At 59.0% G+C, this 26,955-nt stretch carries 23 protein-coding genes, 1 pseudogene and 1 riboswitch; of the genes and pseudogenes, 7 read left to right on the top strand and 17 right to left on the bottom strand.

The window, feature by feature from the left end; genetic code table 11:
* Window positions 1-46: 46 nt before the first annotated feature.
* The gene (locus I6L46_RS19070; RefSeq protein ID WP_216976748.1) at window positions 47-1,321 is read right to left on the bottom strand and encodes an amino acid permease; all 1,275 of its coding nucleotides are present in this window, start codon (window positions 1,319-1,321) and stop codon (window positions 47-49) included.
* A gap of 471 nt (window positions 1,322-1,792) precedes the next feature.
* The gene (locus I6L46_RS19065) at window positions 1,793-2,683 is read right to left on the bottom strand and encodes a sensor domain-containing diguanylate cyclase (RefSeq protein ID WP_216976746.1); all 891 of its coding nucleotides are present in this window, start codon (window positions 2,681-2,683) and stop codon (window positions 1,793-1,795) included.
* A 349-nt stretch (window positions 2,684-3,032) separates the two neighbouring features.
* Between I6L46_RS19065 and I6L46_RS19060 the strand changes: the two genes are divergently transcribed.
* From I6L46_RS19060 to I6L46_RS19045, 4 genes and pseudogenes are all read left to right on the top strand, one after another.
* Window positions 3,033-3,350 carry a hypothetical protein gene (locus I6L46_RS19060; protein WP_005355042.1) on the top strand — a complete coding sequence of 106 codons (318 nt, stop codon included), beginning with the start codon at window positions 3,033-3,035 and terminating at the stop codon, window positions 3,348-3,350.
* A gap of 23 nt (window positions 3,351-3,373) precedes the next feature.
* Entirely contained in the window at window positions 3,374-4,009 is a 636-nt protein-coding gene (locus I6L46_RS19055; RefSeq protein WP_181223424.1) for a Vat family streptogramin A O-acetyltransferase, read from the top strand.
* 28 nt (window positions 4,010-4,037) lie between these two features.
* Window positions 4,038-4,466 (top strand): GNAT family N-acetyltransferase, encoded by a 429-nt coding sequence (locus I6L46_RS19050; protein ID WP_216976744.1) that lies wholly within the window; start codon window positions 4,038-4,040, stop codon window positions 4,464-4,466.
* A pseudogene (locus tag I6L46_RS19045) lies at window positions 4,466-4,923 on the top strand (GNAT family N-acetyltransferase); the annotation flags it as partial. The gene I6L46_RS19050 and the pseudogene I6L46_RS19045, both read left to right, overlap by 1 nt.
* A 148-nt stretch (window positions 4,924-5,071) precedes the next feature.
* Here the strand turns inward: I6L46_RS19045 and I6L46_RS19040 are convergent.
* From I6L46_RS19040 to I6L46_RS18980, 13 genes are all read right to left on the bottom strand, one after another.
* Window positions 5,072-6,958 carry an ATP-dependent endonuclease gene (locus I6L46_RS19040; protein WP_254203112.1) on the bottom strand — a complete coding sequence of 629 codons (1,887 nt, stop codon included), beginning with the start codon at window positions 6,956-6,958 and terminating at the stop codon, window positions 5,072-5,074.
* Between the two features lie 335 nt (window positions 6,959-7,293).
* On the bottom strand, window positions 7,294-8,520 hold the full coding sequence (gene thiH, locus I6L46_RS19035; RefSeq protein WP_302054303.1) for a 2-iminoacetate synthase ThiH: 1,227 nt from the start codon (window positions 8,518-8,520) through the stop codon (window positions 7,294-7,296).
* 17 nt (window positions 8,521-8,537) lie between these two features.
* Window positions 8,538-9,305 (bottom strand): thiazole synthase, encoded by a 768-nt coding sequence (locus I6L46_RS19030; RefSeq protein ID WP_118854336.1) that lies wholly within the window; start codon window positions 9,303-9,305, stop codon window positions 8,538-8,540.
* A gap of 1 nt (window position 9,306) precedes the next feature.
* Window positions 9,307-9,513 carry a sulfur carrier protein ThiS gene (thiS, locus tag I6L46_RS19025; protein WP_005308183.1) on the bottom strand — a complete coding sequence of 69 codons (207 nt, stop codon included), beginning with the start codon at window positions 9,511-9,513 and terminating at the stop codon, window positions 9,307-9,309.
* The gene (locus I6L46_RS19020) at window positions 9,510-10,304 is read right to left on the bottom strand and encodes a HesA/MoeB/ThiF family protein (protein ID WP_216976740.1); all 795 of its coding nucleotides are present in this window, start codon (window positions 10,302-10,304) and stop codon (window positions 9,510-9,512) included. Before I6L46_RS19020 ends, thiS begins: the two co-directional genes overlap by 4 nt.
* A complete protein-coding gene (gene thiE, locus I6L46_RS19015; RefSeq protein ID WP_216976738.1) occupies window positions 10,294-11,901 on the bottom strand; it encodes a thiamine phosphate synthase in 1,608 nt (535 codons plus the stop codon). Before thiE ends, I6L46_RS19020 begins: the two co-directional genes overlap by 11 nt.
* On the bottom strand, window positions 11,898-13,889 hold the full coding sequence (thiC, locus tag I6L46_RS19010) for a phosphomethylpyrimidine synthase ThiC (RefSeq protein ID WP_302054274.1): 1,992 nt from the start codon (window positions 13,887-13,889) through the stop codon (window positions 11,898-11,900). Before thiC ends, thiE begins: the two co-directional genes overlap by 4 nt.
* Window positions 13,890-14,169: 280 nt before the next feature.
* Window positions 14,170-14,282, bottom strand: a riboswitch (TPP riboswitch).
* A 74-nt stretch (window positions 14,283-14,356) separates the two neighbouring features.
* The gene (locus I6L46_RS19005) at window positions 14,357-15,511 is read right to left on the bottom strand and encodes a glutathionylspermidine synthase family protein (RefSeq protein WP_216976736.1); all 1,155 of its coding nucleotides are present in this window, start codon (window positions 15,509-15,511) and stop codon (window positions 14,357-14,359) included.
* A 2-nt stretch (window positions 15,512-15,513) separates the two neighbouring features.
* Window positions 15,514-16,062: a DUF1190 domain-containing protein gene (locus I6L46_RS19000; RefSeq protein ID WP_021231603.1), complete on the bottom strand. Its 549-nt coding sequence runs from the start codon at window positions 16,060-16,062 to the stop codon at window positions 15,514-15,516.
* A gap of 7 nt (window positions 16,063-16,069) precedes the next feature.
* Window positions 16,070-16,483 (bottom strand): DUF350 domain-containing protein, encoded by a 414-nt coding sequence (locus I6L46_RS18995; RefSeq protein WP_019446515.1) that lies wholly within the window; start codon window positions 16,481-16,483, stop codon window positions 16,070-16,072.
* Window positions 16,484-16,607: 124 nt separating this feature from the next.
* Window positions 16,608-18,071 carry an aerolysin AerA gene (aerA, locus tag I6L46_RS18990; protein ID WP_216978072.1) on the bottom strand — a complete coding sequence of 488 codons (1,464 nt, stop codon included), beginning with the start codon at window positions 18,069-18,071 and terminating at the stop codon, window positions 16,608-16,610.
* A 260-nt stretch (window positions 18,072-18,331) separates the two neighbouring features.
* A complete protein-coding gene (locus I6L46_RS18985) occupies window positions 18,332-18,817 on the bottom strand; it encodes a hypothetical protein (protein ID WP_128815695.1) in 486 nt (161 codons plus the stop codon).
* Between the two features lie 86 nt (window positions 18,818-18,903).
* Entirely contained in the window at window positions 18,904-19,326 is a 423-nt protein-coding gene (locus I6L46_RS18980; protein WP_216976734.1) for a hypothetical protein, read from the bottom strand.
* 88 nt (window positions 19,327-19,414) lie between these two features.
* On the opposite strand from I6L46_RS18980, the gene I6L46_RS18975 reads away from it, so the two are divergent.
* The 3 genes from I6L46_RS18975 to I6L46_RS18965 are packed head-to-tail and all read left to right on the top strand — an operon-like array spanning window position 19,415 to window position 21,853.
* Window positions 19,415-20,083 (top strand): response regulator transcription factor, encoded by a 669-nt coding sequence (locus I6L46_RS18975; protein WP_128814791.1) that lies wholly within the window; start codon window positions 19,415-19,417, stop codon window positions 20,081-20,083.
* Window positions 20,080-21,303 (top strand): HAMP domain-containing sensor histidine kinase, encoded by a 1,224-nt coding sequence (locus I6L46_RS18970; protein ID WP_216976733.1) that lies wholly within the window; start codon window positions 20,080-20,082, stop codon window positions 21,301-21,303. The genes I6L46_RS18975 and I6L46_RS18970 overlap by 4 nt, the downstream gene beginning before the upstream one ends.
* On the top strand, window positions 21,296-21,853 hold the full coding sequence (locus I6L46_RS18965) for a hypothetical protein (RefSeq protein ID WP_216976731.1): 558 nt from the start codon (window positions 21,296-21,298) through the stop codon (window positions 21,851-21,853). The genes I6L46_RS18970 and I6L46_RS18965 overlap by 8 nt, the downstream gene beginning before the upstream one ends.
* A 71-nt stretch (window positions 21,854-21,924) precedes the next feature.
* Here the strand turns inward: I6L46_RS18965 and rimK are convergent, their stop codons facing one another.
* Window positions 21,925-22,821, bottom strand: coding sequence for a 30S ribosomal protein S6--L-glutamate ligase (gene rimK / locus I6L46_RS18960; protein ID WP_005340088.1), 897 nt, complete (start codon window positions 22,819-22,821; stop codon window positions 21,925-21,927).
* A gap of 231 nt (window positions 22,822-23,052) precedes the next feature.
* On the bottom strand, window positions 23,053-26,748 hold the full coding sequence (metH, locus tag I6L46_RS18955; RefSeq protein WP_216976728.1) for a methionine synthase: 3,696 nt from the start codon (window positions 26,746-26,748) through the stop codon (window positions 23,053-23,055).
* Window positions 26,749-26,955 lie beyond the last annotated feature (207 nt).

Here is a 26,955-nt window from a genome sequence, read left to right as displayed (position 1 = left end):
GCGACCAGATGGTCGCCCTTTTTGATTTGTGCGGGATACCGCCCGGTCAAAGCAGATCGTAGATAAGGGCCGAGATGGCAAGCAGCCCCATCACCAACACAAAAAGGGTACTCGGCCCGCGATAACGCTTGAGTGCGGGCAAGCGATAGATGGAGCAGGCTGGCAGCAGAAACAGGATCACCGCGATCAGCGGGCCACTGACGCGCTCGATGATGTCGAGCACGTTGGGGTTCAGATAGGTGATGACGGCGGTCACCATAAACAGGATCACCGATGACACCCGGGCGATGGTTGACTCCTTGAGGGAGAGCCCCAGCCCCTGACAGGCACCGCTCACCATGCTCACCGTCCCCTCGCTCACCCCCATGGAGGTGCCTAGGAAAGATTTGGACATGGCCAGAATAGCGATGAGTGGCCCCACATAGGCGATCAGCGGGTTGGAGAACTTGTTCGCCAGCGCCGACAGCACCGAGATATTGTCGGTGCGGGCCAGCGCCATCTCGGCCTGACTCAGGCTCATCACGCAGCTCACCACGAAAAAGAGCACGCTGCCGCAAATCAGCATGCTGCTGCACTTGATGATCCGCTTGGCGCGCAGGTCGGCACTCTCCTGACAACGCTTTTTCTGCGCTGCGCTGAAGGAAGAAATAATGGGCGCATGGCTGAAGGAGAAGACCATCACCGGCACGATCAGCCAGAGTGATTTCCAGAACGCCGGATCACGCCACTCCACTGGCTGGCTCTCGCTGAAATAGGAGAGGCTCCACTGGGGCAGCAGATAGATGGAGAGGCCAATCAGAAAGGCAACCATCGGCAGTGCCAGCACGCTGATTGCCGATACCACGATCTGCTTGCCCGCCAGCAGCACCAGATGCAGACCCAACATCACCCCCAATACCAGCAGACCGCGCGGGATCTCGGCATCCCCCAGCTGGTGAACCACAAAGCTCTGGATCGCGTTGGTGATGGAGATGCTGTAGACCAGAATGATGGGGTAGAAGGCCATCAGATAGACCAGCATCAGCAGCTTGCCCGCCTTGGCACCGAAGTGCTCCTCCACCACATGGGTGATATCCCCTTCCCGATGGGAGCTGGAGAGCACAAAGCGGCTCAATGCCCGGTGGGAATAATAAGAGAGCGGAAAAGCCAGCAATAAAATAAATAGCAAAATAACCGGAGAATTACTGCCAACAGTAATAGGGAGAAATAACGTACCGGCACCGACAGCAGTGGCATATAGGCCCATGGTCCATACCGAATCGCTTTTCTCCCATTTCAATTTTGAAACAGGGTTACTCTTTTCAGCAATAGAAACACTCATTGCAATATATACCTTATTAATCTGTCATCATTATTTTTATTAGCCCGAATAACAGGCTGGAGATATGTCGTTGCATATCGCCCTGCACATGAAAAAACAACGCCGCCAGCGGCCAACAGGGCCACCGGAGAGAAACGGAGCTGCCACGCTACCATCGTTGAAATCGCAATCCGGGTCAAGGTTAATAATTCATGACTGTTTGAATCGGAATGTTTCAAAAGACAACAGGATGTATCACATTCGTCACCCAAAACCCGATTCAAACCTGTTTGATAACATACCGATAAAACCTCATGCTGTTGCCCAACAACATAAATAAGACCAGCGATCAGGCCGATAATATTAACACCTTAAGCTGTGGAATATGAGTTAAATAATACGGCCAACTTTTCTACTAATTGACAGTGATGTCAGCCAATTTATTCAGGGTAAAAGCGCAGGCTATTTCCGACAGCGACCGGGGTGGCACTCTTAACCTGCCGGGCAGTGCGCCACCCGGTTACGGCCTGCCCGCTTGGCCCGATAGAGCCACTCGTCGGCCCGAGCCAGCGCCTGATTGATCTCCTCCTCCGGCTGCACCAGGGTTGTGCCCAGACTGACCGTGATGGCGACCGGATCGGCAGGCAGCGCTTCGACGGCGGCACGGATCTGCTCCGCCATCTGCTGCAAACCGGCTTCATCGATCCGCGGCAGCAGGATCAGAAACTCCTCGCCACCGCTGCGCACAAAGAGGTCATCCGCCCGCAACAGGGCATCGATACAACAACTAAAGCGCTGCAAGGCCCGATCTCCCTGCTGATGGCCGTAACGATCGTTGAGCTGCTTGAAGTGATCGATGTCGAGCATGATAAGACCACAGGGGGCCTCCCCTGCCCGCAACGGCTGGCAGTGCTCAAAGAAGAACCGGCGGTTGTAGAGGCCGGTCAGCTGGTCGGTTTCACTCTGGCGCAGCAGTCGCTGCTGCAACTCGTACTGGCGGGTGATATTGCGGGTCACCCAGGCCACCGCCCGCTTGCCGTCATAGAGGGAGGGCAGCGGCGCAATCTTGCCCTCGAAACGCTGTATCCCTTGCGGCCCGGCGGCGGCATTAATCCCCCCCACCTCGGCGGCGGAGAGCTCATACTCCACCACCCGCACCTGACCGCTTGCCAGTGACTCGGCCACCTGCGCCTTGACCCACATGGCCATCTCGGGTGGCAGCACATCGGCCAGCTGCTTGCCCGCCAGCGGATTGCCATCGTGGTAGGATTGCTGCTCCATGCCGCCGATATATTCCACGTAATAGCCATCTTCACTGAGGATAAAGACGGGATCTGGCAGCTGGGCCATCACTTCATAAAGCTGGGTTACCGAAAGCGCCACGGAGACTCCTGTACTTCAGCGTCAAACAGGGGGGAGATATTCTGCCTCAAGAGGACTCACGCACCCTCATCGGCAGCGCAGAAAAATCTGCGGCCACAGCCAACAATCCTTTACATCTAGCAGCCTGCCAGCCTCTCGGCCACCACAGGTGGCCAGCGCGTTGCTACTCCCGCCACTGCGCTCGCTCACGGCGGCGAAAGCCCCCTCCCCCGGTCGCGCATATCCCGTTGTTTCAACTCACAAGTTCATTTACGCTGGCCGTCCTGAGTCCAGTTTTCACCTCATCAGCCATCAGGAACGCCAGCCACCCGCAACCGCAGGGGCTGTACCACGGAAAAGGAATCGCCAGATGAAAAACGCCATCGTTACCGCCCGCTTCGACGCCATCAGCACCGAAGGGGAACAGCTCACCCTCAAGATCGCCATCAAGGCCCCCGAGCCGGATCCCAAGTCCGCCAGCGGTGACTGGCGTTGCAAGGTGAAGCTGGCGGGGCTGAGCGACAAGACCTTTATCTACGGCATCGACAGCCTGCAGGCCCTGAGCCTCGCCATCAAGTTTGTCGAAACCGAACTGCGCGCTTTCTCCGATGCGGGCTGGCAATTCTATCTACCCAATTGCCCCGATCACCCCATCGACATGAGCGCCTGCTACTTCCCGGCGCTCTAGCCCGGCCCATCCAAGGAGACCAGATGCACGGACCCGATCCCGCCAATCCCCACCCCATGAACGGCTTTCCCCAGGTGTGCTTTATCAAGAACACCATCAAGGGGCCCAATATCGAGGTGGGTGACTACACCTATTACGACGACCCGGAGGATTCGGCGGGCTTCGAGCGCAACGTCCTCTACCACTTCCCCTTCATCGGCGACAAGCTGATCATCGGCAAGTTCTGCGCCATCGCCCGCGGGGTGAAGTTCATCATGAACGGCGCCAACCACCAGACCTCCGGCTTCTCCACCTACCCCTTCTTTATCTTCGGCAACGGCTGGGAGCATGCCGCACCCGCCCCGGGCAGCCTCCCCTACAAGGGCGATACCGTCATCGGCAACGATGTCTGGATTGGCTATGACGCCCTGATCATGCCGGGAGTAAAGGTCGGCAACGGCGCCATTATCGCCGCCCGCTCCGTGGTTACCGGTGACGTACCCGCCTACGCCGTGGTCGGCGGCAATCCCGCCAAGGTGATCCGCTACCGCTTCGACGACGACACCATCGCCCGTCTCAATGCCATCGCCTGGTGGGACTGGCCGGTGGAGCAGATCAGCCGCAACCTGCCGCTTATCAGCGGCGGTGAGATAGCCGCGCTGGAAGCGGCAACCCGTTAGAGACAACCACCATCAAGCAGGAAGCACTATGCAACTCACCCCACCCCAACCGCCTCAGGACGATGAGATCGAAGCGCTTCGTATTGGTCTCTCGGGCTACAACGTAAGCCAGGCAGGCCCTCAACTGTACGAACTTCGGCGCGAGCGGATCGCCAGCTTTATCAAAGATAAAGAGGGCAAGGTACACGGCGGCATCATCGCCGACATCAAGTGGGGCTGGCTGCATGTCGACTGGCTCTGGATCGACGAAAGCATCCGCCGTGATGGCTGGGGCGGCCGCCTGCTCAGCGCCATGGAGCAGTACGCCCAAAGCAAGGGCATCAGCAACTACCACTTGGAAACCACCAGTTTTCAGGCCCTCCCCTTCTATCAGAAGCAGGGTTACGAGGTCTTTGGCCAGCTGCCCGATATGCCGCCGGGGCATATCAGTTACTTTCTGAAAAAGCAGGACAAGTGATGACACTCCCACGCCTTGCCAACGCCAATATCGTGATCCGCCCGTTCAAAGCGGACGATGCCGACGAGTTTGTCCGCGCGGCCCACGAATCCATCGAGACGGTCGGCAAATGGATGAGCTGGTGCTCCCTTTCATTTACCCGGGAGAGCGCACTGGAGTGGTTTGCCAGCTGCGAGCAGGATTGTGCGGCGGGACGCGCCTTTGACATGGGCATCTTCTGCGCCACCACCGGCCAATTGCTGGGTGGCGCAGGTATCAACCAGCGGTCGCCCTGCTCCGTGACTTTGGCTTTCAGCAGTTGGGACTATTTCGACTGGAGATCGTGATGGGGGTTGGCAACAACGCCAGCGAAGCTGTTGCCATCGCTGCAGGGGCCGCCTTTGAATGCCGGGCAAGGAACCGTATCTTTCTTCATGGCCAGCCTCTTGATGCTCATATCTATGCTCTTATTCCAGCTGACTTCTGTAGTAAGGAAGATTATATAGCGTTATCCGAGGTGAACGGTGATAGGCAATCACACTCTCCGTCACCTCTTATATCCGGTAATCCTCTACGTTACGGACAAAATAATAAATATTCTGTCATCTAGCTAGATGATTCATCCGCTATGCTTTCGTGAGGATAAGAGGCGGCTCTGAGTTCTCAGCGGTTGTTCTTTCTAATGAAATAGGTGAAAGCTTTAGCTTCTTAACAATTATTTCAATCACCGGTTCGAAAGCCGCAACAATACCTTTTGAAAGTAATTCATCATCACTCATGTTCTTAATGTATTGACTTACATGTCGCTTACCTTGATGTGTGAAAGCATAATCAACGATAAATCTCTGGTAACCTGACAAATCAGCCTTATATGTAATTGGGCTTATGCCACTATTAAATAGCTCTTTGCGCTTACCATCAGTAAACTTTTGCTCTTCATCAAGAATTTCTTCAAGCCAAGATTGTTCTAATGCATAACTCCAAATACACTCTGGATAGAGGTGTTCCAATTCCACTCTCCACACATAACCTTTAGCCTTAAGTTGCTTAGGAGCTTCATGTGGAGGATAGGTTGCAGCACTAACGGGTGATTGTTGTCCCTTAAAAAATTCTGTTAATTGAGTTTTTGCATCTTTACCAGCTGCATCATCATCCAGAAGGAGAAGCCCTAAAATTTTTGCTTTCTCATGTTTCTGAAGCAAATAAAATGCCTTAGCTCTATCACTAGCAGCATTCGCACTATTATAAGCATTATCTGGAACATCAATAAAAACTTCATCTGCCCTGTTTAAATACTGCAGAACCCTATTAATTACAACACGATCACTAACACCCTCAAGAAATAATCTTGGCTTGGAAGATACTGCCAACTGAGATGACAAAGTACCTAATGTGCTCTTATATTCATCTTCTCTCTCTTGCCATACTTTCCGATGCTCTTCAATTAACGGTGTTACAAGATTTAGAAATCCTGTATTACCGTGAAGATCATACTCACTACATGATTGTAGCTTAGTATCATGTCCCTTTTTATCAACATAATAGCTAATACTCTTTAGACCCGATGGCAATGAAGAGTTAAACGAAAGTGAGTATATAGCAGGTGAGTGTGTTGTTATAAATATCTGCGTATGCTTCTTCGCCGCCTCAACTAACTGGTTATTAAGTTCAAAGCACGTTGAGAATTCAACATTATTTTCAGGTTCTTCAAATCCCCAGATCTGAGGCCGGATAGTTATTTTTGCGCCAATGCTTTGCTGTTTCAGAGCAATAAATGAAAGCATCATGGGGATATGCCTGATTTTTATCCCATCACCTCTGCGGCTTAAAGGTATATTGTCGGCTTTAAACTCAAGGGCGCCAAAGATATTTCTTAAATTTTGAGGGAGTTTTATTTCATTATTGCTACTAGCGAAGACAGTATCAATCTCCCCCATCAACTCACTGATATGCTCATTGATCTCTTGCTCAAAACTATTCGCTGAAGCGTGCAATCCTTGTTCAGATGAAATAGCTAGCACATCGTATAACTTACCTTGCAGGTCTCGAAAAAAATTAGCATCTTTAATTGCTGGTATATATATGTAGTTAATACTTTTCAACAGGCTAGGTATTTTACTTCTTTTAGGGAAATTCTTTTTGTTTACTACGACGCCACTTTTAATTTCACAGTGCTGTTGCACTTCAGCGTGAAAACCATCCGCACGCCATGTTTTACTCCAATATACGGTGTCAGGTTGCTCTGGCTTGCGATAACTTCGCGGAAGTTTAAGAACTAACTCGACTTTAATTTCCTTCGCTTTCCTTTGCTGCACAATAGCATTAATATTAAAATCAGATTGAAAATTATAGTCAGCATCGGCATCAGTCTTACCATTAAAAAATAAATTCAATGCTCTAAGAAGATTTGATTTTCCTGCGTCATTTTTACCCACCAGAGTGGTAATTTCTTCCGTTGATATTGTCTCTTTACGTATAGAGCGAAAGTTAGTTATGGTAATCTGTCTGATCATGATATATGCCAAAATTGCCAACTTATGAGTATTGTATGGCATATTTATGATAAGTCTAGATATTCTACTGATGGTTAATAGCTTTCACGTTCCTCATTTCTCATTGCGCCTCGTTTATTGCATGAAGAAACCAATTTATCTGATTAGAACAGCTGGCAACTCATAAACAACAGCAGCAAGCATCTCGTATGTTGTTGGGCTTCGCTACGCTCAGCACCAACCTACCACAGATGTAGGTTGCGGCTGAGCTTGCGAAGCCCAACGTTTACCGCGAATAGCTATTGAGTTTCGGCATCACACTCCCCGATCTGCGTATGGCAAAGTGAAATCACCCTCTATCTCCCCAAAAACGGTTCCCAGTCCTTAAACACCGGCTGCAACCCCGCCTGCCGCACAGCGGCGGCGACTTCACCGACCGGGCGATCGTCGTGGATGGCGAACTGCTCCAGCTCCTCTTTATCCCCCTCGGCATAGCCACCCGGTTGGGTGCGCGATTCGGCCGACATCTGGGTGATGCCAAGGCGCACCGCGCCGTTGCGAAAGGTGGCGGACTCGCGGGTGGAGAGGGACAAGTCCAGGGTGGGCGAGAAGAGGCGCCAAGCGCAGATCAGCTGGGCCAGCTGGCGATCCGACATGACCACGGCAGGCTCCAGCCCACCGGTGCAGGGGCGCAGGCGCGGGAAGGAGAGGGAATAGCGGCTCTGCCAGTGGTGGCGCTCAAGCCAGCTCAGGTGCTCGGCGACAAAGTAGCTGTCGGCGCGCCAGTCCGAGGAGAGGCCAATCAGCGCCCCCAAGCCAATTTTGTCGATACCGGCGCGGCCCAGCCGATCCGGTGTGGCGAGGCGCCATGCGATGTCCCGCTTGTTGCCGCGCAGGTGATGGCGGGCGTAGGTGGGGGCGTGGTAGGTCTCCTGATAGACCATAACGGCGTCGAGGCCGATGCTCTTCAGCTCGGCATAGTCAGCCTGCGAGAGGGGCTGCACCTCCATCCCCACCGTGCTGAAGTGGCGGCGGATGATGGGCATCACCTCGCGAAAATAGGCGAGCCCCACCTTGTGCTCGTGCTCGCCGGTCACCAGCAGCACGCTGTCAAAACCGCGCGCCTTGATGGCCAGACACTCGCGCTCTATCTCCTCTGCATTCAGGGTCTTGCGCTTGAGGCGGTTGCTCATGGAGAAGCCGCAGTAGGTGCAGTCGTTGGCGCAGAGGTTCGACAGATAGAGCGGCACATAGAAGCCGATGGTGTTGCCAAAACGCTGACGGGTGAGCCGCTCGGCCTCGGCCGCCATCTGCGGCAGATACGCCTCGGCGGCTGGGGAGATCAGCGCCATAAAATCGCTCAGGGTGCGGCGCGGTGCGCTTAGCGCTCGCGCCACGTCGGCGGCAGTTTTGGCGCGGATCTGCATGCCGATATCGTCCCAATCAAGCTCTTGCCAGCGGTCGAGAAAGGAAGGCTCCTTAGCCCTCACCCCCAACTCCTCTCCCTTATTTTGTGAAGAGCCGAGAGGGGGGCTATCACTCGGGCGCACTTGGGGTTGTTCAAAAGGCTCGAAGTCACTCATCGCACCAGCATCATGACTCATAACGCCCCCAGAAAATCGGTGAGCGGGCTGGAGGCTTGGGCCTGCAGGGCGCGGGCGCCGAGACCTGCCTCATAGGCGCTGCGACCGGCGGTGCAGGCCAGCGCAAAGGCGCGGCCCATGGCGACCGGGTCGCCGCTCACCGCGATGGCAGTGTTGACCAGCACGGCATCGGCACCCAGCTCAAAGGCGGCGGCAGCGTGGCTCGGCGCACCTATGCCCGCATCAACCACCACAGGCACATTGGCCTGCTCGACGATGATGGCGAGAAACTCCCGGGTCACCAGCCCCTGATTGGAGCCGATGGGGGCGCCGAGCGGCATCACGGCGGCGCAGCCCACCTCTTCCAGCCGCTTGCAGAGCACGGGGTCGGCGCCGCAGTAGGGCAGCACCACAAAGCCCTCTTTCACCAGCTGCTCGGCGGCTTTCAGCGTCTCGATGGGATCGGGCAAGAGGTAACGAGGATCGGGGTGGATCTCCAGCTTGAGCCAGTTCGTCCCCAGCGCCTCGCGGGCGAGATGGGCGGCAAACACCGCCTCGGCGGCGGTCTTGGCGCCGGAGGTGTTGGGCAGCAGCTTGACCCCGAGTTGCAGCAAGGGGCTCAGGATATCGTCGTGGGCCTTGCCCGGTTCGAGCCGCTTGATGGCCATGGTGACCAGCCGGGAGCCGCTCGCTTCGATGGCGGCGGCCATCAGTTCCGGGCGGGCAAACTTGCCGGTGCCGGTAAAGAGGCGCGAGGAGAAGGTGTGATCGGCAATCTTGAGCATGTCAGCCTCCGGCAATGGCAGTGAAGAGGTGAAGTTCGTCCCCGTCATTGAGACGGGTCTCGGCCCAGCGGCCACGGGGCAGCACGGCCCCATTTAGGGCTACCGCCACTCCCTGTGGATTAACGTCTTGCGCCGCCAGCAGGTCGGCCACGCTCTGCCCTGCCGCCAGCGACTGGGCTTTATCGTTGAGTCGAATGGTGAGGGTCATGGGGTGATCTCCTTATCGTGTGTCGGGCATCGGCGCTGTCCGCAAACCGGGCAATCGGGGTCGGGAGCCAGAGTGAGGGTCTGCCACTGATGGGTCAAAGCATCGAAACGGCGCAATGTGCCGGCGACCGGGCTCGGCATCCCGAGCAGCAGTTTCAGTGCCTCCAGCGCCTGCAAAGAGCCCATCACTCCGACCAGCGGGCCGGTGACGCCGCTGGTCTCGCAGCTCTGGGCGAGCTTGGTATCCAGCGGATAGAGGCAGGCGTAGCAGGCGTGATCGCTGCTGGTACGCGCCATCAGCTGCCCCTGCCAACCCACTGCGGCGGCGGAGATCCAGGGCTTGTCCTGAGCCACGCAGGCGGCGTTGATGGCCTGGCGGGTGGCGAGGTTGTCGCAGCAGTCGATCACCAGATCTACCTCGGCCACAAACTCCGGCAGGTTGGCGGCATCGAGCCGCTGGTTGATGGCAATCAGCTCCACCAGCGGGTTGTGGGCGGCCAAACGCTCGCGGGCCAGCTCCGCCTTGGAGTGGTTGACCGCCTCGCTATCGAACAGGATCTGGCGCGGCAAGTTGCTGGAATCGACCGTATCGCCATCGGCCAGCCACAAGGTGCCCACCCCGGCCCCGGCCAGATAGAGGGCCAGCGGCGAGCCGAGCCCGCCCAAGCCCACGATCAGCACGGATTTATCTTTCAGTCGTGCCTGACCTTCTTCACCCACTTCCGCCAGCATCAGCTGGCGGCCGTATCGCAGATACTCTTTGTCACTAAGAGAAGCGGCATCAGAGAGCATGTTCTGCCTCCCGTATAACAGTGGCCGAGCGCGGCTCATCCCCCGCCCCCACGGCAGCAAGCAGCCGCTCGGTCGCCCCCTGCCAGTCGTCGCTGGCCGTGATGGCCGAGACCAGCGCGATACTGCCGACCCCGCTTGCCTTGACCGCCGCCACCCGCTCCTCGCTGATGCCACCGATGGCCACCGTCGGCCACTCCGCCATCAGGGCGCGGTAGCGATGCAGCCGCACCAGCCCCTGCGGGCGCGAAGGCATCGCCTTGGTGTTGGTCGGGAAGATATGACCCAGCGCCATATAGGAGGGGGCCAGCTCGCGGGCCCGCATCAGCTCGAAGTAGCCGTGGGTGGAGATGCCAAGGCGCAGCCCGGCCGCCTGAATGGCGGCGAGATCGGCGGTCTCCATGTCCTCCTGTCCCAGATGCACGCCCCAGGCGCCCGCCTCAATGGCCTGCTGCCAGTAGTCGTTGATAAAGAGCCGCGCCCCATGACGGCGACCAAGCTCAACCGCATCGCGAATGGCAGGTGCCACCTGAGCGGCGGGCAGATTCTTGATCCGCAGCTGGATGGTCTTGACCCCAGCCCCCAGCAGGCGACGCAGCCACTTGACCGAATCGACCACCGGATAGAGGCCGAGGTTGTGTTCGGTTGCGGCAAAGGGACCCTGCGGCAGGCGGGCACTGCTTGTCTCATACAATCCGAAGCGGTGATCGAGTGTTGAACCCGCCAGCACGGCGCGAGGGAAGTGGGCAAGATCGGCGGGCCAGCCGAGATGGGCGATGGGGCCCGGGCCTGCGCCCACCCCCTGCGCCGCCGCCAACCCCTGTTGCAGGTAGGCCCGCGCCAGGGTGATGGCGTCCTCCAGTGGGTAGTCCTGCGCCACCACGGCGGCGATGGCGCTGGCGTAGCAGCAGCCGGTGCCGTGGCCGTGGCGGGTATCGAGGCGCGGCGCCGCCAGCCAGAATTCGCGGGTCTCATCCTGGTAGTAATCGAGGCAGAGATCGCCGCTCCAACCCAGATGGCCGCCCTTGACCAGCACGGCGCGGGCGCCGAGTTCACGCAGACGGCGGGCGGCGAGGCGCACCAGTTCGGGGCTGCTGACCGGCAGTCCGGTCAGGGCTTCCAGTTCGGGGCCGTTGGGGGTGATGAGCGACAAACGTGGCAACAGCTGCTCGCGCACCGCCTCCAGCATATTGGGCTCCGCCATCGGGGTGCCGCTGCTGGCGATGGCCACCGGGTCGTAGACCACGAAGGGGGTCTCGATGGCCGCCAGTCGGCGGGCCAGTACCTCCACATGGAGCCGGGTCGGCAGCAGACCGATCTTGATGGCGGCGGGCGGCAGATCGACGCCGAGGGCGTCGATCTGGGCGGTGAAGGTCTGCATCAGCACGGGGTCGACCATCTTCACCGCCACCGAGTTCTGGGCAGTGATGGCAGAGATGACCGAGCAGCCGTGCACGCCAAGGTCGTGCAATGTGTGTAAGTCGGCCTGAATACCGGCACCGCCACCGGAGTCGGAACCGGCGATGGTCCAGACCACAGGTAGCGAGTCGGTCATGGGCAACAGATCGGCGGGGCTGACAGCCCCGCTTGCGCTGCTCACGCCTCCTCCCCTGCGGCCTGTTTCAGTGCTGCCGTCTGATGGTAGATCTCGCCACCGGTCTCCTTGAAGGTCTCAGCCATGCGGGCCATGCCGCTCTCCACCTGAGCCACTACCTGCTCCTGCTGGCCATCCATGCCGACCAGCTTGATCTCAACGGCCTCCAGCTTTGCTGCGTAGTCACGCACGTCCTGAGTGATCTTCATGGAGCAGAACTTGGGCCCGCACATGGAGCAGAAGTGGGCCACCTTGCCGGACTCCTGCGGCAGGGTCTCGTCGTGGTAGGCACGAGCGGTGTCGGGGTCGAGGGCCAGATTGAACTGATCCTCCCAGCGGAACTCGAAGCGCGCCTTGGACATGGCGTTGTCGCGGATCTGGGCGCCCGGGTGACCCTTGGCCAGATCCGCGGCGTGGGCGGCGATCTTGTAGGTAATCAGCCCCTGCTTCACATCCTCCTTGTTGGGCAGCCCCAGATGCTCCTTGGGGGTGACGTAGCAGAGCATGGCGCAGCCGTACCAGCCGATGAGCGCGGCGCCAATGCCGGAGGTGAAGTGATCGTAACCGGGCGCGATGTCGGTGGTGAGCGGGCCCAGCGTATAGAAAGGCGCCTCGTGGCAGTGCTCCAGCTGCTCGGTCATGTTGCGCTCGATCATGTGCATCGGCACATGGCCCGGCCCCTCGATCATCACCTGCACGTCGTACTCCCACGCGATCTTGGTCAGCTCGCCCAGGGTGCGCAGCTCGGCGAACTGAGCCTCGTCGTTGGCGTCATAGACGGAGCCGGGGCGCAGACCGTCGCCCAGCGACAGGGCCACGTCATAGGCGGCGCAGATCTCGCAGATCTCGCGGAAGTGCTGGTAGAGGAAGTTCTCCTTGTGGTGGGAGAGGCACCACTTGGCCATGATGCTACCGCCGCGCGAGACGATGCCGGTGAGGCGCTTGGCGGTCATCGGCACAAAGCGCAGCAGGACGCCGGCGTGGATGGTGAAGTAGTCCACCCCCTGCTCGGCCTGCTCCAGCAGGGTGTCGCGGAACAGCTCCCAGGTGAGGTCTTCGGCGATGCCGTTGGTCTTCTCCAGCGCCTGATAGATGGGCACGGTACCGATGGGCACCGGGCTGTTGCGCAGGATCCACTCGCGGGTCTCGTGGATATAGCGACCGGTGGAGAGATCCATCACGGTGTCGGCGCCCCAGCGGGTCGACCAGACCAGCTTCTCCACCTCCTCTTCGATGCTGGAGGTGACCGCCGAGTTGCCGATGTTGGCGTTGATCTTCACCAGAAAATTGCGGCCGATGATCATCGGCTCCGCTTCCGGGTGGTTGATATTGCTGGGGATGATGGCGCGACCGGCGGCCACCTCATCGCGCACAAATTCGGGGGTGATGTTCTGGGGCAGGCGGGCACCAAAATCGCGGCCCGGATGCTGGGTGCGCAACAGTTCAGAGCGCACCCGCTCGCGACCCATGTTCTCGCGAATGGCGATAAATTCCATCTCGGGAGTGACGATACCGGCACGGGCGTAGTGGAGCTGGGTGACCCGGCGACCCGGCTTGGCACGGCGCGGTTTCGGCAGATGCTCGAAGCGCAGGTGATCCAGCCCCTCGTCGGCCAGCCGCTCCTGAGTGAAGGTGGAGCTGAGCCCCGGCAGCTCGTCGGTGTCATCACGCTCCAGCACCCAGTTCTCCCGCAGGCGCGGCAGGCCGCGGCGCACGTCGATGGCGACCCCCTCCTCCCCGTAACGGCCCGAGGTGTCGTAGACAGGCACCGGCTCGTTGTGCTCGAACTGAGGTGCCTCTTTGGTGCCGCCGACGAAGGTGTCGGCCAGCTGGATCTCCCGCAGGGGCACCCGGATATCGGCGCGGGAGCCTTCGATAAAGATGCGGCGGGAGTTGGGGTGAGCCATCCCCTTGAGGCTGTCGATAAAGGCCTGAGCGCTGGAACGCTGCTCGCGGCGGCTGGATTTGGCGGTATCAGATACGGAAGTAGACATAGCAAAACTCACATTAACTGGTTGAAGTTATGGGTATTTGCTTGTCTGGAGTTCGAGGAGAAGATGAACTTGCGGCGGGGTGTTTATGTCGGGAGGGAGTGCGCGCGGGATGGATCTCCGCGCTGCTGTTCTGCCGCTTCCCGCTCTCTGCATGCTGTGGGCAAGGCGCCCCACGTGCTGGACAACCGGACGGGACAGACTCCCTCCTGTGCGCCCTGACCCATCAAGGGTTATCCCTTCGATGAGCGGAAGAGGCTTGTTCCTCCTCCGGCGCGGTAACCCGCAAGTTACCCTTGTTCCCTTCGCAGGTTTTAACCTGATCAGGTTCCACGGATCCCGAATTAACGGTCTCAGCTTCGCGTCGTTCGACGGTCAGCACTCCGACAAGATGGCGCCAGTATAAGGGGGAAAATCTAAAGCACAAGCCGTTAACAAAGTCGACCTCTTGCTCCCCTTGGGGTCTACGGCTAGTCGAGGATGATATGGGGCAGGAAACGGGAGCTGTCTTTGGTGATCAGGGTCGCATCCTCGCGAATGCCAATGCCAGCCGCCGCATCGCCGACCACCCAGCTGCCGATCAAGGTGTAACTGCCAGCAAAGCAGGGTAAGGGGTGAAAGGCCTGAAGCACATAACCCGAGTCGTTGTATGGGCCTGGCTCATGCAAGCGCATACCCTGATAATCCATCAGCTCGATATTGGCCCCCTCTCGTGAATAGAGAGGCTTACGTACCCAACCCGGCGCCATCTGACTAGCGGGATCGGGATCAAAAAAAGCGGGCAGCAGGTTGGGATGGTCAGGAAAGGCCTGCCACAACAGGGGCAACATCCCCTTGTTGGAGAGAATCATCTTCCAGGCTGGCTCGATAAAGCGGGTCTGGCTTGTGAGCAGCGTCTGGCCAAATGGCTCGCGCACCATGAACTCCCAAGGGTAAAGCTTGAATATCTCGTGGATCGGCTCGTTGCCCAGATCCACTAGCTGGCCCTGCAGCTCGCCGATATCCTCCAGATCCACAAAACGGGCATCACAACCAGCCTGCAAGGCGATATCGATGAGGTAGTCGAGGTTCCCCCTGTCTTCCAGGTTCTCGCCCACGCAGGTGAAGTGCAAAGGGCCACGATTGCCAAGGGCCGCGAAGGCGCCGTACAGCTTCTCCTGCAGGGAGTTGAACTGATCGACTCCGGCTGGTAGCACACCGCGATGCAGCTGATCCTCCAGCCAGATCCACTGAAAAAAACCCGACTCATAAAGGGAGGTGGGGGTGTCGTAGTTAAGCTCCAGCAGCTTGGCGGGCCCATGCCCGTTATAGGCGAGATCCAGCCGACCATAGAGATGGGGATCCCGACGTCGCCATGAGGCCTCCAGTGCGGGCCAGCAGTATTCGGGAATATCGAGCCGGGTCAGCAACTCTTCGCTGCCCACTATCTTTGAGACCAGCGAGAGGGCCATCTGATGCAGTTCCTCGGTGGGCGCCTCCAGATCATCCTCTATCTGCGAAAGGGTGAAGCGATAGCAAGCGCTCTCATCCCAATAGGGCTCCCCATCGAAGGTGTGAAACGCGAAACCAAGCTCGGCAGCCCGTTCGCGCCAATCCGGACGTTCGGGTAAGGAAATGCGCTCCATCTTTAACCTCCGCTGCTGTAGCTATTGCTATGGCAGAAGTTGGCTCGCCGCGCAGCTTCTCCACCGAAGCCACCACGCCGTACTTGTAAGGCGGGCTCCAGTGTCACCGCACTCTGGCAGACCCGAACCAGGCTACTGCCTGCGGGCAAGCGTGTTCCCTGAGCGGTGCGCAGCGCATAAGGCTCATCTGTACGTTGATAGAGCGGCTGGGTCGGGATCCCGGGGAGAGGGTCTGTTCCGATGGCAACGCCGCTGGTCAGAATCCCCCTCATCCGCGGCACCTTATCCTCACACCCTCCTGCGCCAAAATCCGCCTCACACTCCACCCGGTCAGGATAACGGGGCGCCCGCAGGAGGTGGCGACTGCGGGCCTCTTCAAAGGCCAGCTGGCACCGAGCCGGATCATTACTTGGGACAGCGACACATGTCTCGACCGAGGTGTAGACATAGGCCAGCTCGGGGCGTTCGTTGCACCCCTGCAGCCAGAGGGAGGCTGTCGGCACCATCATGACCAGTGCGACCTGGCTACTTCGCTTGTTGCTGCTCTTCATGGGATCCTCAGTAGGTCATGCAGGCAGCGTTGAGCAGCCCCACCGACAGGGAGGCAGCAGCCAGCAAAATGGCGCCAGCCATCTCCCCACGGGAGATCCGTTCGCTCAGGTCGGTGAGCCAGCGTTGCATTACCCGAAACGCGGCAACCTGCACCAGCAGGGCAATCGCGCCCCAGATGGCGCAATCGAGCAGGGAGAGAGAGTGACTGATTGCACTGGCCAAGGGCAGCGCAAAGCCAATCAGCGCGCCGCCAAACGCGGTGGCAGCAGCCGGATTACCCGCACGGATCAGGGCAAATTCGTGGTGTGGCGTCAGCCAGGTATAGAGGCGAATGAAGGTCGCCAGCAGCGCCATGGCCAGCAGAAAGTAGGCGATAAAGGGGAGCAGCCCACTCAAGGAGCCGAGCAATTGGGAGAGCATCTCACAGTTCCTGTGACAAAAAGAGTCGACATCATAATGAAAGGAAAAAGGGACAACAATGGGCCCCTTGAGAACGGCGGATACGAAAACAGGGTCCCCCCGCCAAGGGGATTTACCCCTTGGGTCAATAGGCAGGAGTCACCGTCAGACTGACATTGCCAAACCCTTCGTTTGCAAGGGCCTCGCTGTCCAGATCCACACCGGTCAGAGCCACACCTTCAGCAGAGGCGTTACGCAACTGAGCAGAGGCCGCGGAACGAGTCTGGGGCTGACCGATTTCGATATCGCCGGCAAACTGGCTCTCGGCATAGAAGTCACCGGTCACCGCCGAACGGATCGGGCGCAGCACACGACCCAGGTTATTTTGCATGGTCGACAAACCATACTCGCTGATGGTCCAGTTCCAGTCCCACCACTTCACTTCACCCGGGATATAACGCTTGTCCCACTGGTAGCGGATGCTGCTCGCCTTGTCGCGGAACGGGCCGACGGCAAAGGTGTGCTCCCAGGTCGGACGATTCTCCGGATGGGTATACCAGGCATTGCCGCCCCAACGCAGGAAGCCCTTCATGGTCAGGTCATAATTGACCTCGGCTTTGAACTCGTAGGGGTAGGAGATGTTGGACTTGTAGAGGGCAACCCGCACCGGCAGGCTGGAGTGAGGCGGTACCGTGGGGCGCGCTTCAACCGAGACGGTCTCGGTCGTCGAGCCCCCTTTCTGGGAGGCCCAGCTCTGGCTCGCAGCGATCTCGATGGCCAGTTCGGTTTCTCCCACCAGCGGCCACTGAAACTTGTTCTTGGTGGTCACCTTCTCGCTCAGGCTGTAGGTGTCGGTCTTCGACCAGTTGGTGGCCTTGTCGTACTTCAGGGTCACCACCACCTGCTGGGGCAGGTCGGTGTAGTTGGTCGCATTGGCCGTGATGGTCTTCACTAACTGCTTGCCGCTCTCGGTGACCTGACCATGGCTGAAGGAGTCGGGTTCCAGGGTATATGAGAAGTTGCTTACCTTGATGGAGCTCTTCTCCCCGCAACGATATCCGGAGCAGCCGCCGTCATTATTTCCCTTTATCAGCCAGCCATCGCCAACCCGGGTAACATCCATATCTTCCCCGACATAGGGGCTATGATTTCCACCCACCCAGGCGTACCCCAAATAATGAGCGAGATAACTGACTGGCTTGATAAAATAATCATTGTCGTGGACAAGCCGCCATTGCACATCGACCTCATCACCCGCCGGAATATTCCAGTCAGAGAGTGTTGGTATTTCTCCGGAAACTGGTGAGTTGGGATAGCACCAGGTTTCTCCGGCAGTGCCCTGTTTGATTTCGCCATTATATCCCGGCCCCATAATCACCCAGCGATCAGCCAGCCCGGTGATCTGCCACTGCCCCATGCGGCTGACCAGATTACCCTTGATACTCATGGCTTCATCGCGGGTCAGAGGACGATAACCACTGGCACAGACGCCCGTCCCAAGACCCGCCCACTTGACCTGATCAGGGTAGACAGGTTCAGCCGCCTGCACCTGAGCGAGCATCAATGAAGACGCCAAAAACGCCAGATTGGCGGTAATTATTCTATTCATCATTTATCCCTCTTTCAGACATACGATAATTGTTATTGTGTAGAAATATCCTTTTTCATTTGACAGGTATGGACTCCGACAAAACCTGACACAAATAAAATAAACCACCAAAAAACATCCATGACAAACAAAATAATGGTGATACAGGAAAATAATTAGAGCGATGACTTTATTGAGGAATAAATCATAAATATTGTGACAGTCATTATTTAATGGCTGCCACAATATGGTGAAACCATATTAAATAAGAAGATGCTGAATTACTCTTCCGGATTGTTCACTTCAATTCCCTGCAATATTCCATCCGCCGAACGGATCAATACCAGCTCGCTCCCGGCGTGCAGATCGGCGACCGAGCCGTTGACCCAGCGCACCTGCGAATTGAGTGGCACAGTGCCCAGGGTGGCCAGCGTGAGCTGCCGATCATCGAAGGATTGCAGGCGATCTTGCGCCCGCTGCCAGGGCTGATTGGCCAGCGGGGCTCTGGCGGCCAGCAGCTCAATCCGGGTGGCAACGCCATCGGCCACCAGCAGGGCGAGCTGGTCGCCGGGTTTGAGTGGCTGCGGCCAAATCTCCCCCTGCCGCCAGATGGCGGCACTGCCCTGCTCCACCTCGGCCCCCTGAAATTGCAGGCGGATGCCATCGCTGTGCTCCAGCTCCACCAGCCACAATTCGTCGGCTCCCGCCTGCGCCGCCCAGAGCGGCACACCCAGCATCCATGCACACCACTTTCTCGATTGTTCCATCTTCGTTCGTCCCTGAACAAAAAGCCCATGCTGGACAAGCATGGGCTTCATTCGGGAGCATTTCTAATCGGAACGCAGAGATCGGATCAGTCATCCTCGCGGCAACGGCTCAGGCGCATGCCGTCAAACTTGCACTCCAGCTCGAGCCAGCGCCCTTCGAACGGCGCCAGACTGTTATCCGAGGTGGTGTAGCCCCAGATCCGCCCCCCTTCCACCGGCCCCTCCAGATCCATCTCATCCTTGTCATCTTCGTCGAGGGCTTCGACCTTGCGCACATAGCGCACGCCGTTCTCCACCACCCCCTTCATCTCGACCCAGGTACCGCCGAGATCATCTTCGTTGAGCCAATCCTTGAAGCGGGTCTGGTCGTCGATCACGAACGGCATGCCGTTGACCATCAACTGGCCAAGCTGCCAGGTGGTGCGGCCGGTCAGTTTGAATTCGGTCGCCTGTGCGGTGCCAAGTGACAACAACATCAGCAGCAGAAGGGCGCAGAGAGACTTCTTCATCAGGGATCCTCGGGGTTACACTGGCAAACAGGATGCCGAATCCGGTGTGAAAAGAGCGTGAAACGCTCGCCAACCAGGAGAGCAAAGCATGAAGATTTTGGTAGTGGAAGACAATCCTCAGGTGGCGGAAACCATCATGGATTATCTGGAGCTGGCCGGTCATCGCCTCGATTGTGCCTATCACGGTCAGGCGGCGCTGCAACTGCTGGAGGATCAGCGTTTCGACGTCATCATCATGGATGTGATGATGCCGCGCCTCGATGGCCTCAGCACGGTAGCGCGCCTGCGCGAGCAGGGGATTGCCACTCCCGTGCTGTTTCTCACCGCCCGCGACAGCCTGGAAGACAAGCTGGCAGGCTTCAAGGCGGGAGGGGATGACTATCTGGTCAAACCGTTCGCCATGGAGGAACTGGAGGTGCGACTGCAAGCCCTCAGCCTGCGCGGCCCGCGCGGCGATGTGGGGGCCATCAGCTTTGGCGATCTGACGGTCGATGTCGCCAGCGGCCGCGCCACCCGCGCCGGTGAGCCCCTCAAGCTCGGCAAGATCCCGTTCCGGATCCTCGCCCTGCTGGCCCGCCGCGCCCCCGCCATCGTCAGCCGTCAGGAGATGCTCGACACCGTCTGGGGGGATGAGGAACCCGACTCCGATGCCCTGCGCAGCCATATCTATGCCCTGCGCAACGCGCTGGACAAGCCCTTCCCTACTCCCATGCTGGAGACCCTGCACGGCCAGGGCTACCGACTGGTGAGCGCATGAGTCTGCCGAGCCTGCGCCGCCGCCTGATCATGGCGCTCGGTGGCGCCGGAGTGGTGCTGCTGATCCTGCTCTCCGGCCTGATGCTGGTGGCCGAAGACAAGATGGAGGAGCTGAGCCTGCGCCACTGGCTGGAAGCCGAAGTAACCCGCTACAGCGATGACTGGCTGCGACTCGGCCCGGCGGCCGCCGCCCCAAGCCCCAGACAGTTCTCCAGCTACTGGACCGAGGCGGGCCGCTTGCCCAAGTGGTTGAAGCCCTACCAGACTCCCGGCTTTTTCGAGCACCAACTGGGCAAGGAGGACAAACACTTTCTGGTGGCCCGTCACCCCTCCGGCGAGGGACTGCTCTATCTGGTCTTCAACGACGACGCCGACGACTACCTCGACCCCTACGAGGACAAGCTGCATCTGGCCACCCGGCTGATCGGGGTGACCCTGCTGCTGGGCTGCCTCGGCTTCGGCATCTGGCTGGTACGCCATATCACAGGGCCGCTGCAACGGCTGCAACAGAGGGTCGCCCACCTCACCCCGGATCAAGCGGATTTCGAACCCGATGCCCCCTGGCAGGAGCTGCGGGACATCGAGCTGGCGCTGCTGGCCGGCAAGCAGGAGGTGAGCGCCGTATTCGCTCGCGAGCAGGAGTTCAGTCGCTTCGCCAGCCACGAGCTGCGCACCCCCAACATGGTGATCCAGGGCTCGGCCGCCCTGCTTGGCAAGGTGACAGATCTGCCCGCACCGGCCGCCCGCGCCACCACCCGCATCCGCGCCGCCGCCGACGAGATGGCACTGCTCACCGAGACCTTCCTGCTGCTGGGCCGCAAGGAGGCAGTGGAGCGACCGCTGCAGCAGGTGACCCCGCTGATCCGTCAGGAGCTGGCCCGCCTCGCTCCGCTGTTGCAGCGGGAGGCCCTCGATATCCGGCTTAATCTGGACGAGAGCAGCGAAGTCAACGCCCCCCTCTCCCTGCTCGCCATCGCCCTCGGCAACCTGCTGAAAAATGCCCTGAGCTATGCCGAGGGACATATCGACATCGAGCTGTGTGGCCCGGTGCTCACCATCAGCAACCCGACGGCAGCGGCGCCGGATCAGATCCTCGGCTACGGCTGTGGCCTCACCATCATCCAGCGCATCTGCGAGAAGCTGGGCTGGCAGATCGACACCCGGCTCGAGGATGGCGTATTTAGCGCCCAATTAGAGATGAGGTCCAATTCACATGAGTGAAAAAGAAATCTTTATCCGGCAAATACGTCATCGTTCCAATGAACATATAAGGGCAATGGAGGTTCTTAGTACTGCGAATATCCCAAGCCAAATGATTGCTGTACTTCGGCAAGAATTAGACTCAATGGTGCGAGTCATTTACTTACTAAGCCAAGAGCCATCCAGACAAACTCAACTGATAGAGGATTCAGTAAATGGCCGAAAATGGCAGCAATCTAATCGTAAAGGCAACGTAACAGACCGAGAAATGGTTGAGCTAGCTCAGCAGCTCCAAGGCTGGACTCAATCAGTTTATAAATTTGGGTGCGCATTCATTCACTTATCCAACTTACATGATTACAACAACCGTGACCCATTGAAGCTGCTTACAACAGAAGAGCAAGATGCAATCCTTGAGCACTGTAGACACTATCATGGCGGCCCAGAACAGTCTGAATTCACAGATCTAATTCCATATCTACCAAGGGTTCTGCAGAAAGTCACAAGTAATCTTGAGTGCTATCTTGCGCAATTGGGGGAAAGCAGCCCACATAAACCTGACCAGATATAAAAGGATTCATACCAATAAAACAGGGCGCCCGAGGGCGCCCTGTTTCTATCTGACGGATGCAAGCCTGAGGCTCACTCCGCCGGTTTGTTCTTGCGGCTCGCCTTGAGTTCGAGGAACTCGATGATCTTGCCGGCCACATCCTTGCCGGAGGCGGCTTCCACCCCTTGCAGGCCGGGGGAGGAGTTGACCTCCAGCACCAGCGGGCCACGGGCGCTGCGCAGGATATCCACCCCCGCCACATCCAGCCCCATGATTTTGGCGGCCTGCACCGCGGTGGCGCGCTCTTCCGGGGTGATCTTGATCGCTTCGGCGGTGCCGCCACGGTGCAGGTTGGAGCGGAACTCCCCCGGCTGGGCCTGACGGCGCATGGCGGCCACCACCTTGCCGTTGACCACCAGACAGCGGATGTCGGCGCCATTGGCCTCGCGGATATACTCCTGCACCAGAATGTTGTTGTTGGTCTGGATAAAGGCCTCGATCACGCTCTCGGCGGCTTTCTGGGTCTCGCAGAGCACCACGCCAATCCCCTGGGTTCCCTCCAGCAGTTTCACCACCAGCGGCGCCCCGCCCACCATGGTGATGAGGTCGGGCACGTCGTGGGTGCTGTGGGCATAGCCGGTGATGGGCAGGCCGATACCGTGGCGGGAGAGCAGCTGCATCGCCCGCAGCTTGTCGCGGGAACGGCTGATGGCCACCGAGCTGTTGAGGGCCATGGTGTTCATCATCTCGAACTGGCGCAGCACGGCGGTGCCGTAGGCAGTAATGCTGGCCCCGATCCGCGGGATCACGGCGTCATAGCTTCCCAGCTCCCCACCCTCGTAGTGAATGGAGGGGTTGTGGGAAGCGATATTCATATAGCAGCGCAGGGTGTCGAGCACCTCTACCTGATGACCGCGCGCCTGTGCCACCTCGACCAGACGGCGGGTGGAGTAGTTTTTCGGCTCACGGGATAAAATGGCGATCTTCATGACAATTCCGCTAGAAGGCTGTGCCTGGGCAGGATGGGGCGGGAGAGTATAAGGTGCCACAGCGCCAAGACAACGCCAATTGTTTATCCTGACAACAAGACAAACCACACCAAACCGCACTCTAACCTGTCACTGTGACCAACAGGTTAAACGGCGGCTCTGCGCAGGTTGTTCAACCCGTGCAAGAATGCCGCCGTTTCTCGTTAAAGATCAACCGGTGTCACGCGGGAGTCAGTTCAGGTTTGGCCCCAGCCAGCGCTCGGCCTCGGCCAGCGTCATCCCCTTGCGAACGGCGTAATCCTCCGCCTGATCTTGCTGGATCTGCGCCACCGCGAAGTATTTGCTCTCGGGATGAGAGAAGTACCAGCCCGACACCGCAGCCCCCGGCCACATAGCGTAGGATTCGGTCAGCTGCATGCCGATAGCCTGCTCCACCTCCAGCAGCTCCCAGATGCTTCCCTTCTCGGTATGCTCCGGACAGGCTGGATAACCGGGGGCCGGGCGGATGCCCTGATAGTTCTCGCGGATCAGCTCCTCGTTGCTGAGGGCCTCGTCGGGAGCATAACCCCAATGAACCTTGCGCACCTGCGCGTGCAGATACTCGGCAAAGGCTTCGGCCAGACGGTCGCACACCGCCTGAATAAGGATGGCGTTGTAGTCATCGTGCTGCGCCTTGTAGGCCTTGGCGATGGCCTCCTCACCGATACCGCCGGTCACCGCGAAGGCGCCGATCCAGTCGGGCTTGCCGCTCTCTTTCGGCGCCACATAGTCCGCCAGACAGTAGTTGGGGAAGCCCTGCTTCTCGCTCTGCTGGCGCAGGTGGTGCAGCACCTTGATGACCTCGGTGCGCGACTCGTCGCTGTAAACTTCGATGCTGTCCCCTACCGCGTTGGCCGGGAACAGGCCGATCACCCCGGCGCAGCGCACGCTCTGATCCATTTCCAGTTGATCCAGCATGGCGTTGGCGTCGGCAAACAGCTTGGTCGCCTCCTCGCCGATGATCTCGTCCTCGAGGATGCGCGGATACTTGCCTGCCAGCTCCCAGCTGAGGAAGAACGGCGTCCAGTCGATGTAGGGGCGCAACACCGAAATGGCCACATCTTCGAACTTCTGCACCCCGAGCTCGCGGGGCTTGGGGGGCTGGTAGCCACCCCAGTCCAGCTGGTGCCGGTTGGCGCGGGCATGGGCCAGACTGACCGGGCGGGAGCGCGGCTGCTTGCGGGCATGCTGCTCGCGGGCGATCTCGTACTCCTTGTCGATGCGGGCGACAAACGCCTCCTTCAGATCCGGGCTGAGCAGGCTCTGGGCCACCCCCACCGCGCGGGAGGCGTTGGAGACATAGACCACAGGCTCCGAGTAGTTCTGCTCGATCTTCACCGCGGTGTGCGCCTTGGAGGTGGTGGCACCGCCGATCAGCAGCGGCAGCTTGAAGCCCTGACGCTCCATCTCCTTGGCCACGTGCACCATCTCGTCCAGCGACGGGGTGATGAGACCCGACAACCCGATGATATCGGCGCCGACCTCCCGCGCAGTCTTGAGAATGGTCTCGCAGGAGACCATGACCCCGAGGTCGACAATCTCGAAGTTGTTGCACTGCAGCACCACCCCAACGATGTTCTTGCCGATGTCGTGCACGTCCCCTTTCACGGTCGCCAGCACGATTTTGCCGTTGCTGGAGCCGCCCGACTTTTCCGCCTCGATATAGGGCTGCAGATAGGCCACCGCCCGCTTCATCACCCGCGCCGATTTCACCACCTGCGGCAGAAACATCTTGCCCGCGCCGAACAGGTCGCCGACCACGTTCATACCATCCATCAATGGCCCTTCGATGACGTGCAGCGGCTTCTCGGCGCCAGCGCGCGCCTCTTCTGTATCCTCTTCGATAAAGTCGGTGATCCCCTTGACCAGCGCGTGCTCCAGCCGCTTGCCCACCGGCCAGCTGCGCCACTCCTGATCCCGCGGATCCTCCGCCTGGGCACCGGCACCGCGATACTTCTCGGCGATGACCAGCAACTCCTCGGTGGCGTTGTCATTGAGGTTGAGCACCACCGCCTCGACCTTCTCTTTCAGCTCCGCCGGAATGTCTTCATAGATGGCGAGCTGACCGGCGTTGACGATCCCCATGTCCATACCGTTTTTGATGGCGTGGTAGAGGAAGACGGCGTGAATGGCTTCCCGTACCGGCTCGTTGCCGCGAAAGGAGAACGAGACGTTGGAGACGCCGCCGGAGATCATGGCGTGGGGCAGGTGCGTCTTGATGTCCTTCACCGCCTCGATGAAGTCCACCGCGTAGTTGTTGTGCTCGTCGATGCCGGTCGCTACCGCGAAGATATTGGGGTCGAAGATGATGTCTTCCGGCGGGAAACCGACCTGATCCACCAGGATCCGGTAGGCACGCTGGCAGATTTCGAACTTGCGGGCGCGGGTATCGGCCTGACCCGCTTCATCGAACGCCATCACGATGACGGCGGCGCCGTAGCGACGCAGCAATCTGGCCTGCTGAATAAACTTCTCCTCCCCCTCTTTCATGGAGATGGAGTTGACCACCGGCTTGCCCTGCACGCACTTGAGGCCCGCTTCCAGCACCTCCCACTTGGAGGAGTCGATCATCACGGGCACCCGGGCGATATCCGGCTCACCGGCGATGAGGTTCAGGAAGCGCACCATGGCCGCTTCGGCGTCCAGCATCCCCTCGTCCATATTGATGTCGATGATCTGGGCGCCGTTCTCCACCTGCTGTTTGGCAACATCGAGCGCCTCGTCGTAGAGCCCCTCTTTGATCAGCCGCTTGAACTTGGCCGAACCGGTAACGTTGGTGCGCTCCCCCACGTTCACGAACATGGACTCAGGGGTGATGATCAGGGGCTCGAGGCCCGACAGGCGGCAGGCCACCGGCAGCTCGGGCAGCACACGCGGCTTGATGCCCGCCACGGCGTCCGCCATGGCGCGGATATGGGTCGGGGTGGTACCGCAACAGCCACCGACCAGGTTGAGAAAGCCGCTTTGGGCCCACTCGCGGATATGCTCCGCCATCTCACCCGCATCGAGGTCGTACTCACCGAACGCATTGGGCAGACCGGCGTTGGGGTGGGCACTGACATGGGTCTCGCTGATGCGAGACAACTCCTCCACATACTGGCGCAGCTCATCGGGCCCCAACGCACAGTTGAGGCCGAACGACACCGGTTTTACGTGGCGCAGGGAGTGGTAGAAGGCTTCGGTGGTCTGGCCGGAGAGGGTTCGGCCGGAGGCATCGGTAATGGTGCCGGAGATCATCACCGGCAGGCTGTAGCCCAGCGCCTCGAACACCCCTTCCACCGCGAAGGCGGCGGCCTTGGCGTTGAGGGTGTCGAAGATAGTCTCGATCAGGATGATGTCGGCGCCGCCCTCGATCAGGGCATGGGTCGATTCGGTGTAGGCGGCCACCAGCTGGTCATAGGTGACGTTGCGCTTGCCGGGATCGTTCACATCCGGCGAGATGGAGGCAGTGCGGTTGGTGGGGCCCAACACCCCTGCCACGAAGCGAGGCTTGGCGGGATCTTTTGCCGTCCACTCGTCTGCCACGGCGCGGGCCAGACGGGCGGCTTCACGGTTGATCTCGGCCGAGAATTCTTCCATCTCGTAATCGGCCATGGCGATGCGAGTTGCGTTGAAGGTGTTGGTCTCGAGAATGTCGGCCCCGGCAGCGCAATACTGCTCGTGGATCTCGCGGATCACCGCCGGACGAGTCAGCACCAGCAGATCGTTGTTGCCCTTGATGTCGGTATGCCAGTCAGCAAACCGCTCACCCCGATAATCCGCTTCCCCCAGCTTGTAGCCCTGGATCATGGTGCCCATGGCCCCGTCGATGATCAAGATCCTCTCCCTGAGGCAGGCTTCCAGCTTCTTTGTTACGTCCGACTGCTTGCTCGGCTCTCTGCTCGACATTACGTTCGACACCGCGTGTTCCTCTTACATCCATGCAACTGCGTAAACAGCATCCTAACAGCAAACAAATAAAATGGAAATCTAGCCGTCTATCAGTCCAAATGCGCCACCATATACTCATTTATGGGTAATGAGTAACATAGGGCCCGAGAGTAACCTATGCCCGTCCTGCATAGGGATACGTGCTTGCTGTCTACCAACGAGAAA

This window comes from Aeromonas sp. FDAARGOS 1416, from assembly GCF_019048085.1.
Taxonomy (GTDB): domain Bacteria; phylum Pseudomonadota; class Gammaproteobacteria; order Enterobacterales; family Aeromonadaceae; genus Aeromonas; species Aeromonas veronii.
This window is presented reverse-complemented; position numbering and strand designations above follow the sequence as displayed.